This window comes from Enterococcus sp. AZ080, from assembly GCF_051714945.1.
GTDB lineage: Bacteria > Bacillota > Bacilli > Lactobacillales > Enterococcaceae > Enterococcus_B > Enterococcus_B pernyi.
Genome location: NZ_JBIOSV010000002.1, coordinates 89,030 through 110,448, shown reverse-complemented (window position 1 = coordinate 110,448; position 21,419 = coordinate 89,030). Strand labels below are relative to the sequence as shown.

Below are 21,419 nucleotides of genomic sequence, written 5' to 3'. Positions count from 1 at the left end.
ATAGGGATAAGTTTTTTCACAAAGAGTACTACCATGTCTTCTTTTAATCACAAGTCACTACTAAATCAGCATATGTTATACTTTTTTAATAAACTATCGTTTAATTTATTTATAAAGCAAGTTTAGAAAATATTTCGCTCTTATAATTACGCTTTAAGTTTGAACTTCCATTTTTATAATTATCTTGTTTTAAGGTTACTTCTTCTTTTAAGGTTACTTCTTCTTTTAAGATTATTTCTATTTCTACGATTGGGTTCATAATTTCCTGAGAATGCGGCATTCTCCTTATTTTCCGTATTATTGAAATAATGTAGAAATATCTTTCTATTTTTCCAAAGAAAAAATTTAGTATAAGTGCCGATTTAGTTGCTTAGTTATACGTGTCCAATCATTCTCACTTGGAATCGTATTTACCAACAAATAATCTTTTTTTAATGAATACTCCCAGAGATAGGGACGATAATTCGTCACAACTAAATCAATTTCCTCAGCATCAATTCGATCTGACGTCAATTCTTGCAAGGGAAGTAATTGAATCCGATGATTGTGGCCTATACGTTGCTTGGCCTGCTGGTAAAGCGTTTGGACCACAATAGAATTACCTGCTAATAAAAATAAAACAGACTTTTTAGGATAATAAGTTCTAAGTAACAGATTAGTGAACAAAGTAAATTCGACAACGACATCCTCAAAGAACTGTTCACCTAATCCAAGCACCTTCTGATGCTGGCGTAAAAATTGACGGTTTGTTTGATAGGCTTGTGAGTGGTTCACAATAGCTTGATCTCTTTCTTCTGCTAATTGCTTATTCCAAATAGGATGAAGAGTGTAGGTGAGGCTTTTTGAAGCCAAAAATGAAGATAATAAATCGGTGAGAATCTTACGATCCCAGCCTTCAAACTGAGAATTCGAAAAATACTTCCATGCGACTGATTTTATTAAAGGCCGTTGATTAAATAGGCTGTAAAAATGTCGTTCTCGTTCAATCTGATTAATCGTGCGCTGCGCCACAAGTATTAAATAAAGCCAGATAAACTCATCCTTAGGTATATTTATATTAAATGCGTTAGCTAACAAATCTCGAAGAGAATACAGCATGATAAAATCCTTTGCTTTTGTAATCCTTTGCTTTTTAAAAAAAGTAAGGGTCACGAGTTTTCCTTGCTGGACTCGGTTCATCATAAGATATACCAAAAAATAAAATTCTGCAGCAGATACCCCAGTACCAACTTCATAATCGCCCAAATAATCGGATAAATTTTCCAGAATTAATGAGTGTATAATTTTGGGTGGCTGTATCGTATGCGTTGTGTATTCCCCCAAGTAGTAAAAATCATAAAAAAATTTCCTGATATTCTCTTCATCTCCAACTAACGTGACAGGATTCAAACTAAGTTTTAAATCATAGGATTTGAGAGGCTTTTCAGCCCGAAGTAAAAAACGTCGAAATGAACTTTCCCCGTAGTTATATTCAAGGGCTAGTTCTTGAAAAGGTTTTAATTCGCCTCTAAAAATCTGACCAATTACAGCAAAAAGTATCTCCGATTTTACCAAATCTGCCTTTTTGTCCATATAGCAGTCATGGTTAACCTCTTCAAATCTATATCCGGTTTGTTTAGCACATAAGATAATATGTTCCCCAAAATACTCTTTAATGCCGTTAATATCTTTTCCTAGCGTCCGTTGTGATACAGAAAGTCTTTTCGATAATGCAACAAGCGTAAAATTCGGTTCTTTTTCAATATTATTTAATATTTGAATCCATCTAGTACTCATAGAATTCACCATAAAATCTAATTGGAGTTGACGCATCGATTCCGTTCCTCCTTTTGTTAATTATATATCTTGTCTTTGATTACAATATGCCATGATACTTATGCGAAGTATCGGGAGATTGCCTTCTGTATCTCTTCTTTTCTGGGGAACTGAGATAGCTTTAAGACTCTTTCCTTCTGATTTATTTCCGTGAGATTACTCACTTCAAGAAAATGTTGATAAGAAGTCTTATCAAATGCAGATATGTTCACGACTAACCAGCCAGCTTGGAGTAATTCTGATTCTACTTCCTTTTTTATCCATCTCTTTAGTGCATTGGATCCTGACAATCGATAGGTAACGTAGAGAGATTTATAATAGAACTCTTTTTGACGAATAACCCTACTTTTATGACAGGGCAATAATTGAAAAAAAAGGTGCATTAATGATAAGTAGGTACTAAGAAACTGAGAAGCAAGTTCCTCATCTGTTTGTATTAACATATAAGAAGAGACATTTGGCAGAGAAAATTCTCTTAAAAACCTCTTTTGTAGCATTGGATTAAGAAACTGTTCCTCCTTTAAGGATAAAAGAAATAGTGCTGCTTTTTCTTGATTTGGTAACGAAATTGTGACTTGATAATTGAATGCTCGTACAAGCATTTTTTGGAGAGAAGTTTCCTCATTTTTTTTTAGCTCGCATCTCTGTGTTATTCTTAATTGCGCAATAACTATCCATTGGTTCATTCGTTTTTCATCTATCTGCCACGCTCCTTTTTGTACTCTTGTTTGTATCTTACATAACTGTTTGATTTTTTCTATAGCCACCTCTGGATAGACCGGCAACGAAAAATAAAAATCATAGAGTAGCTGACGGATCGTCACTTCTTCCCCCACAAAAAAGTTGTTCTTAGCATCTAGCTTAACTTTGTACTGCTTGGTTAAAAAAGATTGGAATTGATGCTTCATCCGGCCAAAACTGGCACTTGACACATTTAGTTTTTTTGCCCATTGGGCATTAGATAGTTCTTGTCCACTGGCAATGCAGTCAAAAAAGAAAAAAAATTGTTCTTCGGCTAATAAAGCACGTTTTTTCTGTTCATAAGTATTGGGATCTTGTAAGGAAAAATGATACCCTGTTTCATCTCCAATCCAAAGAATCGAGCAATCAAAATAGGCTTTTAATTCTTGGACATCATTTAAAATTGTTCGCCGTGTATAATTAGTTTTTTTTGCAAGCGTATTCAGCGTTGCATATTCATCTTGTTCTAATAGATTCAATAAATTAAACCATCTCCGGATCTTTTTTTTACAAATCAAATGCTCAAACAAAGGCTTCATTGATAGATATTCTCCTTTCGTAAAATAGGAAAAGGTCTCTTTTCACAGTTTTTATTATTCGTTTACTGGTACTATACTGAGATACCGTGTAAAAGTCGTTTAATAGTTTGTAGATTTAGTTCCAGAAGCTTGCGATATTTAAAAAAATGTACTCTAACCTACATTATTCTCATTATCAAAGTGATACTGACTCCTTACATATTCTTACTAGTAATAAGGTCCATCATTTCTTCAGAAATCAATAATATACTTTCAGTTTCTTCATTATCTACACGTCGATTTTTTATTTGTACGTTCCTCAATTATCGTTAATTTGTCCTGCTACTTTTGTTAAGCGTTGAGGCTGTGAATGATAAGTTTTATCTCTCACTGTAATTGACAGAATCCACCTCCAACTGTTAAAAATAATCGAAGCTTCAATATGCACTTCACTTCGTTCAAAAACTGCTATTCTCAGAACTTATAAATAGAGCAGTTAGTGTGAAAATATTTGATTCGAAATTAATCTCGTGTTTATTTCCTGAATAATTAAATCTCTGATGAGAATTTTTAATGAAGAATATAATATAAAGTTGTTCTGTATACATTTTTCGTCTACTGAATTATTATTTAAATCATCAATATACTCAACTGAGTTTGTGACTCGATCTACATTCTTAAATATATCTATATCTGTTTTAATTTACTCTGATATTTCTTTATTATGACCTTCATAAAATCCGCTATCGTCTAAAGTTAAAACCTTCTCTTTCTTGTTCGACTCGTTATTAACCGATTATTCTCAACTATTTGACTGGCTATCTGATTGTTAGGCAACTTATCCCAATCCCTTTTTGCTTCTTATGGAAAATGAATACGAATTACTTTGGTTCCTTGTTCACCAAGAATAGATATTCTAATAGTTTCATTTGGAATCCCATTCATTTTTGATTATTAAGCGGATAAGCCATTTTTTCGATATACTCGGATCTATTTTATTCAAGGTTTTAAAGTGAATTCGAAATTTCTATTTCACTATCTTTTTTTAGTTTGATTAGAGAAACCTTCTTATAGAAAGACTGAAATACTGGATCCTGAAGAAATTAATACTATAGTTTTAGCAAATAATAATTCAGAAGATAATTTCTCTTTCTAGGTATCTTCATTAATCTTTTTTAATCAATTTCCATTGAAATACCAAACTAGAAACTTCAAAGTATTGATAATCACCCATTAAAATAGTTACTGTGACACTATGATATATTATTCTAAAATTTGTTTAATCTTCATTTATTATCACGCGTAACACCGTCAAGTAAACGCTTCCTTTTTATTTAAGAATAAATAAAACGACAATAGTTTGTTTACAACAAAACCTTGCAATATCAAATAATAGAAATTATCTACATTGTTATAGAAGAAAGAATCGAATATTATGACTCTACTGGTTAAATTTAATAATAAGGATTCAGGTATAATAATACACATCGATAAGCAATCGTTATCAAAATCTCAAGACTCATTTCACTCCTTATCTTTTTTAAAATGTTTTTATTTACATTATCCGAAATATACTTCAAATAAAAATCATTATTTGCACCTTCTGTTGAACCTGTGAAAATTATCTCATTATTTAAAATTTGTAAACTGATATCATACTATCTATTTAATATAATATAATTTAAAGAATATCTACTATTCTGTGTTTATGTTAATTCTATATAAAGGTTAAAAAATACTTATTTTCCATACTTTTTGCTTCGATATTTATATACTAACTGAAAAGATACCGAGTTACTGTCACTTAGTCATATAATATATACTACGTGTCAATAGCTGAGAATTTTTTGCAAAATTGAAAATAAATCAAATTAATTTGTGAACTATTATCCTTAATTAGTGCAATCATTTCTATTAATTTTTTTTAAACCTTAAATATTATTAAAATAGCGATATCCTATTAAACAAAAAAATACTACTTAATAGCACATCACTACAGAATAAATAACGATTTATGTGTCTTCCAATTTAAGTACAATACAATTTATCAAATATAATGGTATTTGAGTGCTACAAATTGTAATTGAAAAAAGCTGCTAAGAAGCTATACAATTATCTCACTAAACAGAAAGAGAATTGATATTGTTTTACCTAGAGTTTTTAAATGCTTCATTCAAATAATTGGAAAATGTTCAAATTGGTTCCCTTATAAAATTAGTAAAGAAATAAAACGATATACAATTAAAATAATTGATTAGTTATCCACTTCCATGTACTCAAAGACAATATAATATAAAAATATCTATGTTTACGATACAACTGTCATTTTTATGAGCTGTCCTTATTTTTAAATTAGAACAAATTTTTTTCGGTCCACATAAATCATTACCGCTTGTTTTCTTACTTTATATAACAACCTGATTGCACAACTGCTACTCACCAGGGACTAAATTTTCTACAAGAGTTTCTAGTACATTGTGAGTTTTTGGATGGGGTTGTTCTTTACTATTTAGTGGTATGGTATAGTGTGGTTTTGTACATTCCAGTTGAGTGTGTAAAAATAAAAAATCAAAGTCCCTGGCAAATAGCAGTTGTGCAATTTGGTTGTTAGCTGCTTTCAACAAAAATGACAGAAAAGCACATCCTTGAATTAGCAGTTGACTTGAATGAATACTCCCAGCCATATTTTTCAAAAAGTTGTTGTACGATAAACAATCCTAAACCAGAACCTCCAGTATCTCGACTTCTGCTAAAATCCGGTCGATAAAAAGGTTGGAAAATCTTAATTAATTCCTCCTCCGTAAGTATCTGATTCACTTCATTTTCAATCACTAATTGTTTACCATCAAAAAACAGACTGATTTCTCCCTCATGCTTCGTATATTTGAAGGCATTACTTAGTAGATTATCTAAAATTTTATCAATATCATTTTTATTACCGATGATTTTCTCCCCTTTTAGATTAACGACTAGTTTTTTCTGTTCTGCTTCAGCAAGTATCCGGAAAGAAGTCAATTTATGTTCGATCATTTCTTTGATTGAGACTTCTTCATAGACCACATCATCTGAAGGCAAATTGTTTCTTGAGGCAAAGAGGATATTATTGATCATTTCTGTTTGTTCTTGCAAAATATTTTTGCAAACTTCTAAATATCGCTCTCTGTCTTTAAATTTTCCGACATTATAGATCATGCCATCAATCAACCCCATCAATGAAGCAACAGGTGTTTTCAATTCATGAGAAGCGATTTGCATAAACTCTGACTTTGCTTGTTCCAATTCTTTCGTTTTAGCTACTTCAAGCTCTAACACTTCAATTGTTTGGATCAAAGAAACATATAGATGGTTGATATCTTGCGCTAAAAGTGAGATTTCATCCGTACCTTTGACATCACAACGAATATCCGCATCTAATTCGATCATTTTTTCTGTTACTTTGGATATCTCTTTGATTTTTTTTGTCGAATAAATACTATAGTAGTAAGCGCCGATGCCCCCAATGATTAGTGAGACAATGATGATAAATGGATATAAATGAAGTAACACTTGACTTGCTTCTGCGACTGGTTGCATTGAGTATATACCAACTAAATAATAAGTGTGACCTTCTTTATCAGTAATTTCTTGATAAAGACTCATTTCATCAGAAAAAATACTTATTTCTGAATACTCAACATTCTCGTCAAAGAAGGGACCCATGACTAGACCATTGTTATTAAGCAATATGACATCCAGACTTTGTTCTCTTCCACTTTCAAGCCAGTATTGATCAACCACCTTTTGCATGGTAGCTAAGTCTTTATTCTCTATACTCTTTGCCACTTGATTGAACTCCTTGTTTATTTCGTTCAGCTTCATTCGTTCATAGTAGACTGGCATCGTAAAATATAAGACAATCAACGAAAGAATCGAAACTAGAAAAATGATGATCCCAGAAAAGAGAAAGTTTTTCAACATGATACTCATGGGGTGTCCTCAAGCTGGTAACCTCTATTTTTGATCGTTTTTATTGATAAAAGTGGCATTTTCTTTCGGATATTTTTTAGATGATTATCTAATATTCGACTTTCCAACTGATATTCATACGACCAAGCTTGATGTACTAATTGTTCTCGCGTGATGATTTTCCCTTTGTTTCTTATTAGAATCACTAAAATATCATACTCTTTTCTTGTTAAATGGATTTCTTCCTCTTGGTATTTTACAAGACCACCATCAAGATCAATGGCGTACTCCCCGATAGTGATGTGGGGATTTCCTTGATTCATCCGAAACACATTTTCGATCCGTTTGATCAAAATAAGTGGGGAAAAAGGTTTGACGACATAGTCACTGATCAAATGGGAAAAACTGAGCAACTGCGTATATTCATCATCCAAGGCAGTCAGCATGATGATCGGCACATCCGACGTTTCCCGAATTTTCTTTAAAACATCCGTCCCCCTTATCCCAGGCAACATAATGTCCAATAGGATCAAATCAAAACTTAGCTCCGCAAAAGCTTCCAATGCCTGTTCGCCACTTCTTACTGAATAAACTTCATACTTGCGTTCTTTTAAAAATTCCGTCACGATTTGATTGATCATATATTCATCTTCAACCACTAAAATTCTTTCCATATCACTCTCTCCTTATTCAAAGCGTAATGCCTCAATAGGGTTTAATTTGGATGCTTTCATCGCTGGTAATAAGCCAAATATCACACCCATTAGGGAACAAAAAACTAAGCTAACGATAATAGATAGTGTGGACACGATATAAGGAAAATCAAGCGACTGGGTGATGATATAGCCACTTAGTAAGCCTATAAGTATCCCCAGTATCCCACCAATCAAAGTCAAGACGACCGCTTCTACTAAGAATTGTTTTAAAATTACTTTTCTTCTTGCACCGAGTGCTTTCTTTATCCCGATTTCTTTCGTTCTTTCCGTGACAGAGACCAACATGATATTCATCACACCGATTCCCCCCACTAATAACGAGATACTTGCTATACCTGCTAAAAGAATAAAACTCGATTGGTTCATCCGTTCCAATTCTCTAGCAAATTCGCCAAGATTCATTACCCCATATTCATAATCGGATGGTGGGATCTGTTGATTAAGAATCTTTGCTGCTTTTTCTGCAGCGCCTTGTAATTGATCGGTATTATTTGTTTGGATCGTGACAAGTGGCACAATATCTAACTCATCAGATAGTTTATGTGCTTGCTGCAAAGGAACGTAAGCTCTTTTCTCAAAGCTAAATAGATTACTACTATTGGGATCTAATTTAAATACACCTTGAACTTTGAATGGTACCCCATTCACTTCGACAAACTGTCCGATCCCTTCTTCATTTGGAAATAATTCGTCATACAAGGAATCTTCAAGAAAAATCGCTTGTTGTTGCTCTTTGAAGGCTTGGGCAGCAAATCCTTCCCCTTTGATGAAGTTTAACTGCTCCAAATCCTCAACAGAAGAAGTGACAGCAGATACTTTGGCGTCAACCCCTTTTGCTTTCCTATAGATTTTCCCATCTTTTTGATATGACAAGCCACTTGCTAAGACCTCTGGTATCTCATTAATTTTATTTAATACATCTTCACGTAAAAACGGAAGGTATAACGGTTTTTTTTCTTCCTTTTCTGATAGGCCTCCCCCAAATAGGTTTCCACTTTGGAATGAACTTTTTTTATCGTATTGGATGTTCATCGTATTATTGTTACCACCAATCATTTCTCGTTTCATTTTTTCGGTGTTTCCACCGATGATGCTGAAAATCGAAATAATTGCAGCAATTCCAATAATGACACCTAGCATAGTCAATACCGAACGCATCTTATGAGCAAAAATCGATTGTAAGGCAAATCTGATTTCTTCCATTCTTGATCACCTCACTTCATTCTGTTCGTCGCTGATTATTTGACCATCTCGTAAAGTGATCGTTCGCTGACATAACGCTGCGATTTCTGGCTCATGGGTAATTAGAATAATTGTTTTTCCTGCTTGGTGGAATTCTTTAAAAAGGTCCATGATTTGGCTACTGGTTTTTGTATCAAGTGCCCCTGTCGGCTCATCACCTAAAACAAAACTAGGGTTAGTCACTAAAGCTCTCGCAATTGCGACACGTTGCTTTTGTCCTCCTGATAATTCCATCGGTTTGAATTCACTTCGATCCTCTAATCCTACTAATTGCAACATATCTAAGGCACGCTTACGCCGCTCTTTTTTATTGACTTTTTTATACGTTAAGGGCATTTCCACATTTTGCGAAACGGTTAATTTTGGCATGAGATTGAAATTCTGGAAAACAAAGCCGATTTTTGCATTACGAAAATCAGCTAATGAATTGTCCGCTAATGTTTTGACATCCGTTCCTTCAACGATATAATCCCCTGATGTAGCCGTATCCAGACAACCAATGATATTCATCAACGTCGACTTTCCTGACCCCGATGGCCCCATAATTGCGACCAATTCTCCTTCATTGATTTGCAAAGAGATATCTTTAAGGACTTTTAGTTCTTTCCCGCCTTGCCAATATGACTTCTGAATGTTGTTAAGCGTCAACACTTGCACCAACCTCCATTCCCTCGACCATTCCTGTTTGAGGCAAAGCAAGTTGATCTTCAACAGTCAATCCTTCAACTATTTCTGCAAGTTCATCATCCATCAGATTAACCTTTACTTCATGCTCTTTGATCCGATTATTTTCGACTTTCCATACATAATATTTTTCATCTTTTTCGATGAGGTATCTTTGGTTGATGATCACTTTTCCTGGCACAAAACCTTGTGGTAAAATATTGACATACACATTGGAACCAATCAGTGGCATTTCTTCTTTTGGATCGATCTTAACTTTGTAAGGAAACTTAGATAAATTAGGGTTCTCTTCTTTTTGATCCTCTTGTTTTGCATCACTTGTTAAATTTGCCACCTGCACAATGGTTCCTTGCCAAGTGTTCTCTTGATCTTTACGATCCATGATTTCAACTCGCTGATCGACAGCGACTTTTTCACGATCAAATTCAGTGACTTGACCATCCACATACAAGTTCGAATCATCAAGGATCTCCATAAAATTATCTTCTTTTTGACGTTCTTTTGATTGATTGACTAAGTCACGATTCAACGATTTGATTCTTCCTGAGTGATCAGCTGTCACTGTGTCTTCATTCAGTCGTTCTTTTTCGTTTTCCTGAAGTAACTGTGCCCTTCTTAATTCTGTTTCGGCATTCTTCACTTCATTGTCGCCAGCAATAGCTTCTGCATGTAGACCAGTGATTTCTCCTTCTAATGCTTTGATCGTACTTTGTAACTCTTCGGATTTTTCCTTCGCATAATCTTGTCTTGCTTTTCCAAGCTCTGCTACTTTTTGGTTATGTGCTGTCCATTTTTGATTTGCAGTCACTCGTGCTTGTTCTACTGCTCTCACTTTGATTTCTACGTCCATTTCAGCTTCCACAACTTTTCTCTGTTGATCCGTTTGGTATGTAAACAAAGGTTGCCCTTTTTCTACGACATCTCCTTCATTTACCAGAATATCTTTCACTGTTCCTCGTTCTGGATCAATTTTGATTTTGTTGCTATTGTTTGGCATGACTTTTCCTGCTAAAATCAAATTCGCCGCTTTCACCTCATCAATAAGGGATTTGACAGACCGGGCTTCAATATTTGTTTCTGAATTTTCTTCTTTTGTTTTCCCACTAGAAGCAACTATACTGATTGCACCAACCACTAGTAAAACGGTGATGACTGCTACTGGCAAATACCATTTTCGGTTGAATTTTTTTCTTTTTTTAGGCTTCATGTACCTACTCCTTCATTCAGATCAGTCATTAGAAAAGCGCTTATATAATTCTATCCAAAGCTCATTCTTCTTCTTTTTCCGAGACTTCTTCCTCAAACTCTTGAACAACCGTTCCATTATCTAAAATTTTTTCTGTTCCTTCTTTCCCATCCACGGTTATTTTTCGTTCACTTTTTACTTTTGGCATCTCTGATTCACTTGTATCTTTGGTCTCTGAACTGCATGCTGCTAAAAGACCGATAGAACATATTAATACCAGATAACCTTTATACTTTGTTCCTTCTTTCATCATAAAAAATCATCCTCTTCCATTTGTTTTAGTTATGTTTCTCTTGTTATACTTTTGCTCCTTCATTAAGATCAATCATAAAAAAAGTGCTCTTAGAATAGTCAAATTATACTTAATCTTCGCTTTTTTCCGACTCTTCTTCATCTGGCGTCCGAACAACCATTCCATCATCCAATACACGTTCAGTCCATTCCTTTCCATCCACGGTTACTTTTCGCTCACTTTTTACATTGGGCATCTCTGATTCACTTGTATCTTTGGTCTCTGAACTGCATGCTGCTAAAAGACCGATCGAAAATACTAATACTAGATACCCTTTATACTTTGTTCCTTTTTTCATCATAAAAAACCATCCTCTTTTATTTGTTTTAGTTATGTTTCTCTTGTTATATTTACTATCATACATTACAGACCTATTCTCTTTCTAAAGCTAATCTGTTTTTTATGTAATTTTTCCGAACAAAAAGATAACGCTTAAATTTCACACACAAAAAAACAATCCAAGTGATCATTGGATTGTTCAGACTGCAAACAACACTCCGAATATAAGAGTTTGTCTACAGCCTTAAGTATCGTAATTAGATTTACAATATTTAACATATATACTGGATAATCTGATCAATTTTAGCCATATCTTGTAAAGGTAAATTTTCTACCTTTTTGAGTTTTCTTTTCTTGAAATCTAGTGATTTTAATTGCGAAATAAGTACTTGCCCATTTGTATCTAAATCTTCAGGAAGAGAATAGCGCGTCGGTAGATTCTTTATAGTAGAAGTAATTGGACAAATTACCGCAAACATTGTCTTCCGATTAAACTCATATCGAGAAACAACTAATCCTGGACGTCTCTTTTGAATTTCGTTTCCTGTTAAAGGATCAAAATCAATCCAAACTATATCCCCTTTTTTAGGAATGTAATTTTTATCTTCTGACACTATAAAATTTCTCTCCCTTCAGGAGTTAAATCTTCCCATTCATCTTTTTCATAATACTCAGATTCTTCTCCTCCACTAAATGGATCATCGATTTTAGGAACTAACGTAATTGTTCCATCATCAGAATATACAACGATATATTCTTGGTTATCTGAAGGTTTTTTACCATTATCAGACGGAAGAGTAATCACTACAGAACTTCCTTGTAATCTAGATTTTGTAATAAGCATAGATATCACCTCTTTTATTTAATGATAATAAACAACACTAAGTAACGCAATAGTTTTAAAATATTTATTTATGTATTCGGTGTACATAAAACCGTCCGTTTCTGGACACTTCATTTTTTCACCTTAATTTTAAATTTTTCTATACTTTTAGTGTTCATAAACCCATACCAAAATCTATGTTCATTTAATCTATATAGATAAAGTTATGTTACAATAGATTTTAGTTAGGAGTGATTTTTTTGAAAATAGGATACGCTCGAGTGTCTACTGGATTACAAAATTTAGATTTACAAGAAGATAGTTTAAACAAATTTGGTTGTGAAAAGATTTTCACCGATCATATGAGTGGAGCAAAAAGTAATCGACCAGGATTGGAAATGGCCATCGATTTTGTTCGTTCTGGAGATACTCTCGTGGTTTGGCGTTTGGATCGGCTGGGAAGAAATATGGAAGATCTGATTTCGATCGTTAATCGTTTGAATGAACGTGGTGTGAGTTTTCATAGTCTTCAAGAAAATATTACAATGGACAAATCTAGCTCTACGGGACAACTTATGTTTCATTTGTTTGCGGCTTTTGCCGAATTTGAGCGCAATTTGATTTTAGAAAGATCGGCTGCTGGAAGAGAAGCTGCACGTGCAAGAGGAAGGTTTGGTGGTCGCCCTGAGAAGTTAACCTCTCAGGATTTGGAACTACTGAAGACTCTAGTAGATAACGGTACGCCTATTAAGAAGATTGCCGAACGATGGAATGTTTCTCGAACAACCATTTATCGTTATCTTGGTAAGATAGTGGAAAAGGAAACACCTAAGTAGTTCTTAGGTGTTTCCTTTTCATAGAAATTTATACTACATTAAATACCATCGAATATTTATTGTTTGCACTCAGATCATTGCCACAAAGTTCCTTAAAATACGTACGGTAGTCCGTCTCTACAAGCCGCAAAATCTCTTTTATTGGCAATTTACTATCGTCGTAACAAATTATTTCTGCCATTAGTGTTAGTTTCGCATCAATCCCTATAATTTTAGGGAGATTTCCCCAAAAATTGTCTGGTGAAATCGTGCTTATCAATTGATTGAGTTCCTCGAACTGTTGTGTTAAGTACGCATTCAGTTCTTCGTTTTCTTTTTTGTCATGTGACATTCTTTCTTGAAACTGACGTAGATATTCATCCTTTGTTAGAGTGGTTTCATCTTACATTCTCCTTTCCTTTTGTCTTCATTTTTATGGATCTAACTACAGTATTTAGATCGGCATTCTGGATAACAATTTTTTGATTTATCAAAGTTTGTAAAGTTATAGTAAAAGGAGAGAAAATGGAATGCTTTTCTAATTGTCAGGCACACTACTTAATTCCCACGTCAACTTGGTCGAATAAGTAGTTGCTTCTGGATTCGCTCCTTTTGGTACATTGAGTGCCACACTTTCTTTTACTGTTTCTGCATCACCAAACCGATAGATCCAAGTCCCCATACCTTCACTACCTTGTGCTTTGAGCAATCTTTGGCGATTTCCAGGTATTAGGGGATGAACGGATTGAAGTTCTGGAGCGGTTCCGCCTTGAGCAGTAACGACTTGTTGGTTTAACAGAGTTATACTAGCGCCAGTCAATACTTGGTTTTCTTTCCCTTTAAATTGTTCTTGTTGCGTGACTGCTAATTCCCAACCATTGCGCTCAGATTCTGGGCGTCGATCACTGATCTGAACATAGTTTGGGCGTTCTTCTGTCTCTCTAACCGTCCCATCTTCATTTAGTAAGCGCTGTGGTTGTGCATAATAGGTTTGGTCATTAATCGAAATAGATTGTGAACCAAAGTTAAAAGATGAAACAAAGTCAATACTTAATAGTCCTTGATCTTCAGGTAGATTTGGTTTACTTTCTAGGTCAACTTCAATTTCTGGATTTAATGGATCTACAGGATTTACTGTATTTTTCATGTATCGAAAAATGACGGGTTGTTCTTCTTCAGTAAATCGACCGGAAGTATTATCTGGAATTTCTTGTAACTTATACCCTTCAATTGCTTTTTCTTCAATTTGAAATGGTTCACGTATCCCACCAGTAATGATTTCTGAAGCGATAATTTCTTGATCATTGATATCTCTGTAATGAACGGCTACTGATCCTTTTTTTTGCCACTGATAAGTACCTGGATTACTACCATCGTATTCCCGCCAAAAATTAGCTGAAGAAGAGGTAATATAGGCTTCAGGAATTGTATTTGCTTGATTCAAATAATAAACCCAGCTACCAGTATAGTTATCCGAAGAAGTAATGGTAGGCATAGTAGGCGGACTCGCCAAATGATCAAATCGAGACCTTGTGCCTAGATGAAGCTCTGAAAGATTGGTCGTATTAAAAAACATACTAGTAGCTTCAGAAACATTTGTCGTATTCCAATGAGATAAATTTAACATTACCAATCGATTACTACCGGCAAACATATTCGTCATATCAGTAACATTCGATGTATTCCAGTTCGAAACATCTATCACTTGTAAACTTTCGGTATTCTGAAACATCGCTCTCATATTAGTAACATTTGACGTATTCCAGTTTGAGACATTTAAGGTTGTTAGATTCCTTGCACCATTGAACATAAATCCCATATCGGTAACGTTCGATGTATCCCAATTGGAAACATTTAGAGTTTCTAGATTACTTGCACCATTGAACATCCATCCCATATCGGTAACACTCGATGTATTCCAGCTTGAAACATCTATCCCTGTTAGACTTTCAGCATTCTGAAACATCGTTCTCATACTAGTAACATTTGACGTATTCCAATTGGAAACATTTAAGGTTTCTAGATTCCTTGCACCATTGAACATAAATCCCATATCGGTAACGTTCGATGTATCCCAGTTTGAAAGATCTAACGTTTTTAAGCTAGGGCTTCCACCAAACATATTATTCATATTAGTGACATTTGAGGTGTCAAATCTTTCCGCATTATCAATTCTTTCCAAATTTGGCAATGACCAAAATAGCCAACCTGAATTTGCCGGCAGGATCACTCTATTCCCGACTATAATTCTTACAACATCTGTATGGATTCTCCATGGGCTTGAGTTTAAAGATCCAGCAGTTCCTCCCTGCAAGGTAATCGTACGAGCGGACGATTCCCAGGTCCAACTCACGGTTCCCCACATCCCATTTTTAGCAGCGTCGACCCGATGATCTTCAGTTTCCTGATTGGTATTCATTTCATCCTCTACTATTGATTCTACAATATTCGATGGTTCTTTTTCTTCTGAAGAAATAATTTCTTGATCAGTCGTTTGTTGACTCTCCTCTGGTTGAATGTTAAGCATCGTTTTTGATTTTCCAACCGTTATTTCATATGTTCCTTCTTTTTCTACAACTAGTGGAATGGAAAAGGTCACTTGTGGAGAATTCGCCTTCACCTGCCACTGATTTCCTTCTATATTGGCGAATTGAATATCGGTAGATTGCTGGTCTTCTACGATACTGACTCCCTTCGGGAGATCCATCACAAACTCGGAAACTTCTTGACTGACATGTATGACTAAGAAGAACTGTTGACCTGCCGTATATGACTCTTTATTTTCTTCGAATGAAAAAGTAGGCGCCTGTGTTTCTGTCGTATTTTCCAGTGGATCCAATAATTCAGGTTCTTTCGGTAGTGCTTTGGACTGCTCGATAGCGAAGATAGGTGTACTCGTTGAAATCACTGGAAAAAAGATCGAATGAAAACAAAGAAGACTAGTACTTGCCACGACTAAGACCTTTTTTATTTTCATTTTACTGGTTCTCCTCATTTTTTTCAGCTCTTTGTTTCTTAATAAGTAGCCAAATGATAATCAACAACAACAGAATAATCAGGCTAATCACTGCAACGATCCACCAATTAATACTTGTATCAATCGTGACATCTGAACGATTCAATGCTCGAGCTTCATCTGCTTCAATGGTAAATTTCCGTTCCCATTGCCATTCCTCTTCTCCTGAACGTGCCGTCATTTTCAATAGATACTCCCCACTACGAAAGCGATCGCCTTCTAAAGAAATCGGAAAGTTGAAATTCGAATTCGGCGCCATTTGCATTTGTTCTTGACTGGCTTGGTATAAAATTTCTTCTTCGCCCACTTTTTGTACCGTAGCTTCGACGGCCAAACGATTAACAAATGTCGGCGTAAAGTTTTGTAGATTCGCACTGATCACATTACGGTAGTTGAGTTGATCGGCAAAGACATCCAACAACTCTAAATCAGGTTGCACGGCGTCTTGATTGTTACTCACGACCACACCGATAATATAGGCAAACTCATTTTGGATGGCGACCCCTTCTTCGTCACTCGTCTCTTCTGTTGTGTCTTCTTTGACTTCTTCAATCCGTAAGCCACCTGCTAAGAATCCTTCAAATGCTTCTTTTGGCATCTTCAGATCAAGTGTCACTGTTTTCGTTTCGTTACCACCAAGCTCGATGATTTCGGGATGTTCGATCAATTCAGCAAGCGAATGATTGAGCGTTGGATCGGCTTTTTCCGCGTCTTGTCCGTATTCCACGACCCCCATCACATTCGTATACGCAGTATGTGGCGTGATTTTGATTTTCTTTGCTTCTGCGTTTGCGTTTTGTAGTCTCAACGTTAGTTTTTCTGTCGTATCTGGCGCAAGGGTTAACTGAAAGTAACGTTTGTTACCTGCTGTTTGATTATCTGAGAATTCCGGTGTCACATAAAAATTTAAGGTTCCTTCTTCTGCCCCTACGCGCATTGGTGCCAACAAACTGACGAACACCATAAGCAATACTAGCCCTGCTTGTTGGATTTTATTTTTTCGATATGTACTTGCTTGTTTCATTCATTTACTCCTTTCTTTAAAGAAAGTAGCGCTACAAAATTGTAACGCTACACCGTTCACTTCTATCAGCTGAAACCCTCGGTTTCGTCAAAACTATACGGCGCCATTTTCACCTGATTTATCAATATCTTCATTATTATCAGGTATATTGGATAATTCCCAAGTTAGTGTGGATTTGTATTGTGCCGCATCTTTCGCTGTCTTACCAGGAACAAATAATTGGATCGCATTATTTGTCACCACGTCAACCTTATCGTCCGCTTCTTGTGCGTTTAAGTCTGCTTGATTGCCCCAAACAACGGAAGAAACACCAGCACCTTTATCTTTTTCTGCGGTCATCACGGATACAGCAGAAGCATTTGGGATCAATTTCAATCCACTTGTATGAGCTACTGGCGTATTCCCAGGGGTACTTCCTTCATACTGAATTCTTGGGCTTAACAATGAAATCTCTGCCCCAAGCAAGGTATCATTGACTGTTTCTTTCGTTGCTTTAAAGTCGGTCATACGTACTTGCAGGTCCCAACCAGCATTCGTTCCTCGGACATCTTGTACTTGCGCAAAACTGACATAAGGGACTTTATTTTCTTCACCCGTCGTACCCGCTTTTTGTTGCTTTTCTGCAATCATATTGTAGGTTTGATCCTGATTCGAGATCACTTGTGGACCGAAATTCATCGTGACAGCTTTCATGATCGATAAAGGTCCGGTCGTTCCTGGCACTTCAGGCTCAACGTCTACATCTGGCCCATCTTCTGGTGGAATAACGACTAGGTCTTCCTCTTCATTTGGTGTAAATTCAATCGTTCCATCCGTAGTGACATTACGTACTTCTTTTGATGTTTCCTCGGGTAGTTCAGCTGCGAAGGCTGTGATTCCTCCAACAAAAATGGTTGAGCTTAATGCTGCAATGGTTACTAATCTAACGAATTCCATGTATTTAAATCCTACTTTCTTTTATTTGTTTTTTTCTTTTTGTGCCGCCAAAACCAAAAGCCAAGTACTATGATGACAAGCAAGAGACCAAACATTGACCAAATGCGCATCTTTTCCTCGTTTGTTTTCGGTAATCTTCTGGCTGTTGGGTGACTGACCCCTGAGGGGTGTTGAGCAATTTCTTTTGGTAAATCTGGTTTGATCGCACCTTCCGGTGCTGGATCTGGTGTTCCTGGTGTTTCATATATGCCAGTAAAACCAATCGTACCTTCTGTTTCCACAGAGCGTACTTCTGTCCCATAAACTACTAGTGGTACATATACTTGAATCAGTAACATACCCATACTTAGTATGTATCTTTTTTGGTGTTTCATATCCCTCCCCCTATATTTTTAGATGTCTCAAAAATCTTCGTTTTTAAGGAGACGAAAAAAAAAGACATCCGATCGTATCAGATGTCTTGAAAAAGTGATTAAATTAGGCTTCCTATCAAAGAAGATAAATAACATATTAACATTCTTAAAAACGAAGGTTTTTGATATTTTTTTAGCAAAAACATACTATTATATAAGCATTTAATTTGTAATAGTATAACATTTTATATTTTTAAAAGAAAACAATTTTTTCAGACAATAGTGAAAAATTTGTTTTCTTTTATTATCTCATTTAAATTCCATAAAATATTTATTTGTAGGTTCTGTTGATAAATGTTAATTATTCTGATTCCTTAAATATGTCTATTTACAATGTACCCTAAATAGAAAAATTAGATTCTGTAAAAAAGCTAGCGATTTATTTTATTCTTCTAATTTAACATAATTCCTATATCCTCATTTCCTCAAAATAATTCATCTGTATCAAAGAAAGTTGTCTTCTCTAATTTCTTCAAAAAGCTTTCTCTTTTTATATACAGAATTATAAAATATTACTAATGATTTATCTGGATTAATAGAAAAATTCTCATCTAAAATCAAAAAATTACTTCCTTTAAAAAAAACTGTTGCCCAACTCTGTTGACCTATTAGAAACTCAATTACATCAAGAATAAGTAAAAAGACCAACAGGGTATACTCCAATGTCATTAAGTTAAGGAAAAAAGCAGGAAAACATTTAAGTTTCCCTGCTTTATTTTTTCTATGTAAAAGGACACTCTCTTGATACAATTATTTTAACAATAATAAAACGTCATAGCGCTACTTATTCTGGAGGTGCCCTTATGTCTAATACCATCAACATTTCATCCACACTTCAAGCAGCTCATAAAATCAAACAAAATTTAGAAGATCAAATTCGCTGTATTACAAATCAACCTGAAATTTTTGCTCAATCTCCGCTTGATTTTTCACGAAATAGAAAATTATCTTTTGAGACCACTCTCAAAATTATTCTCTCTTTCGGTGGACAAAGTCTTTCTAGTGAATTACTCTCTTACTTTGATTTTACACTTCAAACGCCAACTGCTTCCGCATTTGTACAGGCTCGAAGTAAAATAAAGATTGAAGCTTTCAAACAACTCTTCTACCGAACCATTCCTTCAAGTAACCAAAACAAGCAATATAAAGGGTACCAACTATTGGCTCATGATGGCTCCGATATTAATATTCCTTATGATGAAAACGATCCTGAATCCCATTACACCATCGGAAAGTTTGATAAATCTGTAGGATCTTTTCATCTCAATGCTTTATATGACCCATTAAATAAATACTATGCATCGGTAAACTTCCAAAAAATTAGACAGCTAGACGAACGGAGCAGTTTGTGTCAAATGGTTGATGAGTTTACTTTTGAAAAGCCGACAATTATTATTGCAGATCGTGGTCATGAGTCATTTAACGTGTACGAACATATTAGAAAAAGTGGTCAAAAATTCGTAATTCGAGTAAAAAATACCAAAAGTAATGGCTTTCTTAAAGGACTTGGATTACCTCAAAAAGGAACATTTGATAAAGAGGTTAACCTTTGGTTAACAAGAAGACAGACCAATAAAATCAAAGCTGACAAAAGCTATCAATTTGTGCGTAAAAAAGCCAGCTTTGATTATCTCCCATCCGATTCAAAAGAAAGCTATCCCGTTAGTCTCAGAGTCGTTCGGATTAAGTTGAGTGAGGATAGTTATGAATCTTTAGTCACGAATCTTGATTCCTTCACTTTTAAAAGCGAAGATTTAAAAGTACTTTATCACTTACGCTGGGGAATTGAAACTTCCTTTAGAGAATTAAAATATGCCTTAGGTTTAAACCAATTCCACTCAAAGAAACTAGAGTTTATTATTCAAGAAATTTACGCTCGTCTCATTATATACAACTTTTCAATGGAAATTGCTCAGGTAGTGGCGTTATCAGCTCCTTTAAAGCAGTTCTATCAGCTTAATTTCACACAAGCTATAGGCATTTGTAAAAGATTTTTTCTTGATCAAACCGTCAATGTAGAAATTTTGATAAGAAGATATCTCCTCCCCATACGACAGAATCGGAGTGACCAGAGAAATATAACAAAAAAGAAATTTGTTGGTTTTTTATATCGTATTGCCTAATATTATAAATCGGACTATACCATATAGGACGTTTTTTTGTGTTGCTTAAAAATATAAAATTGGTCAAGTTAATAAGAAAAAAGCGATATACTTGAGACTATTATTTACTTTTTTGCCTTAACTTAATGACATTGGGGTATACTCTGTTGGTCTCTAGGAAAATATCTTACTGAACCTAATTACGTTAACTGCTAAAAGAACAATAAATAAGAAGCAATAACTTTTAATTTTGATCATACCCCTATCTGAACAAGAAGCTTTACTCACATTTTTCACTAAAAGATTATTTAGTCGTGTTTATAGAGTTGAAAAATTTTTTTCTGGAACAATACTTATCAAAAAGAGTGTTCAAAATGTAATTTTTTGAACACTCTACAAAATCTTTTTCGTAATAATTTGGACGATCTACCCATTAAACAATCATAGAACATTGAAAATTATGGAATGTTTCGGTTCCATACTGAGATCATATCCGCATAATTCTTTGAAATAGGTGCGGTAATCCGTTTCAACCATTCGAATAATGGCCTCATCCGAAAAATTATCAAAGACAAGCACTTCCGAAACAATTCCCAGCTTCGCATCGATCCCTAAGATCTCTGGCCAGACTTGCCAAAAATTATCTTGAGAGATTTGTGCTATGAGGGTCTCCAATCGGTCCGTTTGCCTGTGTAAATAGTCCTTTAGGACTGGGCTTTTTCGTTTTCCTGCTGCTTCAAAAGTTTTATGAAAGCCCTGTAAATAGGCCTCCTTTGTCGTAAATCCTGTCATGCTTCTTTTCCTTCTTTCTT

20 protein-coding genes and 1 pseudogene are annotated in these 21,419 nt (G+C 35.0%); 2 read left to right on the top strand and 19 right to left on the bottom strand.

Annotated features, from left to right (window positions below; all coding sequences use genetic code 11):
- Nucleotides 1-109: 109 nt before the first annotated feature.
- The 12 genes from IGK01_RS14430 to mazE form a co-directional block, all read right to left on the bottom strand.
- Entirely contained in the window at nucleotides 110-259 is a 150-nt protein-coding gene (locus IGK01_RS14430; protein WP_175401372.1) for a hypothetical protein, read from the bottom strand.
- A gap of 86 nt (nucleotides 260-345) precedes the next feature.
- Nucleotides 346-1,812 (bottom strand): helix-turn-helix domain-containing protein, encoded by a 1,467-nt coding sequence (locus IGK01_RS14425; protein ID WP_074802072.1) that lies wholly within the window; start codon nucleotides 1,810-1,812, stop codon nucleotides 346-348.
- A 62-nt stretch (nucleotides 1,813-1,874) separates the two neighbouring features.
- Nucleotides 1,875-3,095, bottom strand: a complete 1,221-nt coding sequence (locus IGK01_RS14420) for a helix-turn-helix domain containing protein (protein WP_137073115.1) — start codon at nucleotides 3,093-3,095, stop codon at nucleotides 1,875-1,877.
- Between the two features lie 2,586 nt (nucleotides 3,096-5,681).
- Nucleotides 5,682-7,040: a HAMP domain-containing sensor histidine kinase gene (locus tag IGK01_RS14415; protein ID WP_438749092.1), complete on the bottom strand. Its 1,359-nt coding sequence runs from the start codon at nucleotides 7,038-7,040 to the stop codon at nucleotides 5,682-5,684.
- Entirely contained in the window at nucleotides 7,037-7,693 is a 657-nt protein-coding gene (locus IGK01_RS14410; RefSeq protein WP_430608579.1) for a response regulator transcription factor, read from the bottom strand. The genes IGK01_RS14415 and IGK01_RS14410 overlap by 4 nt, the downstream gene beginning before the upstream one ends.
- Nucleotides 7,694-7,705: 12 nt before the next feature.
- Entirely contained in the window at nucleotides 7,706-8,938 is a 1,233-nt protein-coding gene (locus IGK01_RS14405; protein WP_438749095.1) for an ABC transporter permease, read from the bottom strand.
- A 6-nt stretch (nucleotides 8,939-8,944) separates the two neighbouring features.
- Nucleotides 8,945-9,628 carry an ABC transporter ATP-binding protein gene (locus IGK01_RS14400; RefSeq protein WP_347082405.1) on the bottom strand — a complete coding sequence of 228 codons (684 nt, stop codon included), beginning with the start codon at nucleotides 9,626-9,628 and terminating at the stop codon, nucleotides 8,945-8,947.
- Nucleotides 9,615-10,868, bottom strand: a complete 1,254-nt coding sequence (locus IGK01_RS14395; RefSeq protein ID WP_438749097.1) for an efflux RND transporter periplasmic adaptor subunit — start codon at nucleotides 10,866-10,868, stop codon at nucleotides 9,615-9,617. The genes IGK01_RS14400 and IGK01_RS14395 overlap by 14 nt, the downstream gene beginning before the upstream one ends.
- 61 nt (nucleotides 10,869-10,929) lie before the next feature.
- Nucleotides 10,930-11,160: a hypothetical protein gene (locus IGK01_RS14390; RefSeq protein ID WP_347082401.1), complete on the bottom strand. Its 231-nt coding sequence runs from the start codon at nucleotides 11,158-11,160 to the stop codon at nucleotides 10,930-10,932.
- 109 nt (nucleotides 11,161-11,269) lie between these two features.
- Complete coding sequence (locus IGK01_RS14385; protein ID WP_438749101.1) at nucleotides 11,270-11,500, bottom strand: hypothetical protein; 231 nt, start codon at nucleotides 11,498-11,500, stop codon at nucleotides 11,270-11,272.
- A gap of 250 nt (nucleotides 11,501-11,750) precedes the next feature.
- Nucleotides 11,751-12,092, bottom strand: coding sequence for a type II toxin-antitoxin system PemK/MazF family toxin (locus IGK01_RS14380; protein WP_347082397.1), 342 nt, complete (start codon nucleotides 12,090-12,092; stop codon nucleotides 11,751-11,753).
- Nucleotides 12,092-12,322 carry a type II toxin-antitoxin system PemI/MazE family antitoxin gene (gene mazE, locus IGK01_RS14375; protein ID WP_195514590.1) on the bottom strand — a complete coding sequence of 77 codons (231 nt, stop codon included), beginning with the start codon at nucleotides 12,320-12,322 and terminating at the stop codon, nucleotides 12,092-12,094. Before mazE ends, IGK01_RS14380 begins: the two co-directional genes overlap by 1 nt.
- Before the next feature lie 239 nt (nucleotides 12,323-12,561).
- Between mazE and IGK01_RS14370 the strand changes: the two genes are divergently transcribed.
- Nucleotides 12,562-13,137, top strand: a complete 576-nt coding sequence (locus IGK01_RS14370; RefSeq protein ID WP_430395223.1) for a recombinase family protein — start codon at nucleotides 12,562-12,564, stop codon at nucleotides 13,135-13,137.
- Between the two features lie 28 nt (nucleotides 13,138-13,165).
- Here the strand turns inward: IGK01_RS14370 and IGK01_RS14365 are convergent.
- The 6 genes and pseudogenes from IGK01_RS14365 to IGK01_RS14340 form a co-directional block, all read right to left on the bottom strand.
- Nucleotides 13,166-13,483, bottom strand: a pseudogene (locus IGK01_RS14365) (DUF7006 family protein); the annotation flags it as partial.
- A gap of 171 nt (nucleotides 13,484-13,654) precedes the next feature.
- Complete coding sequence (locus tag IGK01_RS14360) at nucleotides 13,655-16,093, bottom strand: BspA family leucine-rich repeat surface protein (RefSeq protein WP_438770949.1); 2,439 nt, start codon at nucleotides 16,091-16,093, stop codon at nucleotides 13,655-13,657.
- 1 nt (nucleotide 16,094) lies between these two features.
- A complete protein-coding gene (locus IGK01_RS14355) occupies nucleotides 16,095-17,156 on the bottom strand; it encodes a DUF916 and DUF3324 domain-containing protein (RefSeq protein WP_438749106.1) in 1,062 nt (353 codons plus the stop codon).
- 93 nt (nucleotides 17,157-17,249) lie between these two features.
- Nucleotides 17,250-18,092 (bottom strand): WxL domain-containing protein, encoded by an 843-nt coding sequence (locus IGK01_RS14350; protein ID WP_438749108.1) that lies wholly within the window; start codon nucleotides 18,090-18,092, stop codon nucleotides 17,250-17,252.
- A gap of 11 nt (nucleotides 18,093-18,103) precedes the next feature.
- Nucleotides 18,104-18,466: an LPXTG cell wall anchor domain-containing protein gene (locus tag IGK01_RS14345; RefSeq protein WP_438749110.1), complete on the bottom strand. Its 363-nt coding sequence runs from the start codon at nucleotides 18,464-18,466 to the stop codon at nucleotides 18,104-18,106.
- Between the two features lie 483 nt (nucleotides 18,467-18,949).
- Nucleotides 18,950-19,153: a hypothetical protein gene (locus IGK01_RS14340; RefSeq protein ID WP_438840888.1), complete on the bottom strand. Its 204-nt coding sequence runs from the start codon at nucleotides 19,151-19,153 to the stop codon at nucleotides 18,950-18,952.
- Nucleotides 19,154-19,308: 155 nt separating this feature from the next.
- Between IGK01_RS14340 and IGK01_RS14335 the strand changes: the two genes are divergently transcribed.
- Entirely contained in the window at nucleotides 19,309-20,628 is a 1,320-nt protein-coding gene (locus tag IGK01_RS14335; RefSeq protein ID WP_438840887.1) for an IS4 family transposase, read from the top strand.
- A gap of 420 nt (nucleotides 20,629-21,048) precedes the next feature.
- Here the strand turns inward: IGK01_RS14335 and IGK01_RS14330 are convergent, their stop codons facing one another.
- Nucleotides 21,049-21,399 (bottom strand): DUF7006 family protein, encoded by a 351-nt coding sequence (locus IGK01_RS14330; RefSeq protein ID WP_438770944.1) that lies wholly within the window; start codon nucleotides 21,397-21,399, stop codon nucleotides 21,049-21,051.
- Nucleotides 21,400-21,419: the final 20 nt, after the last annotated feature.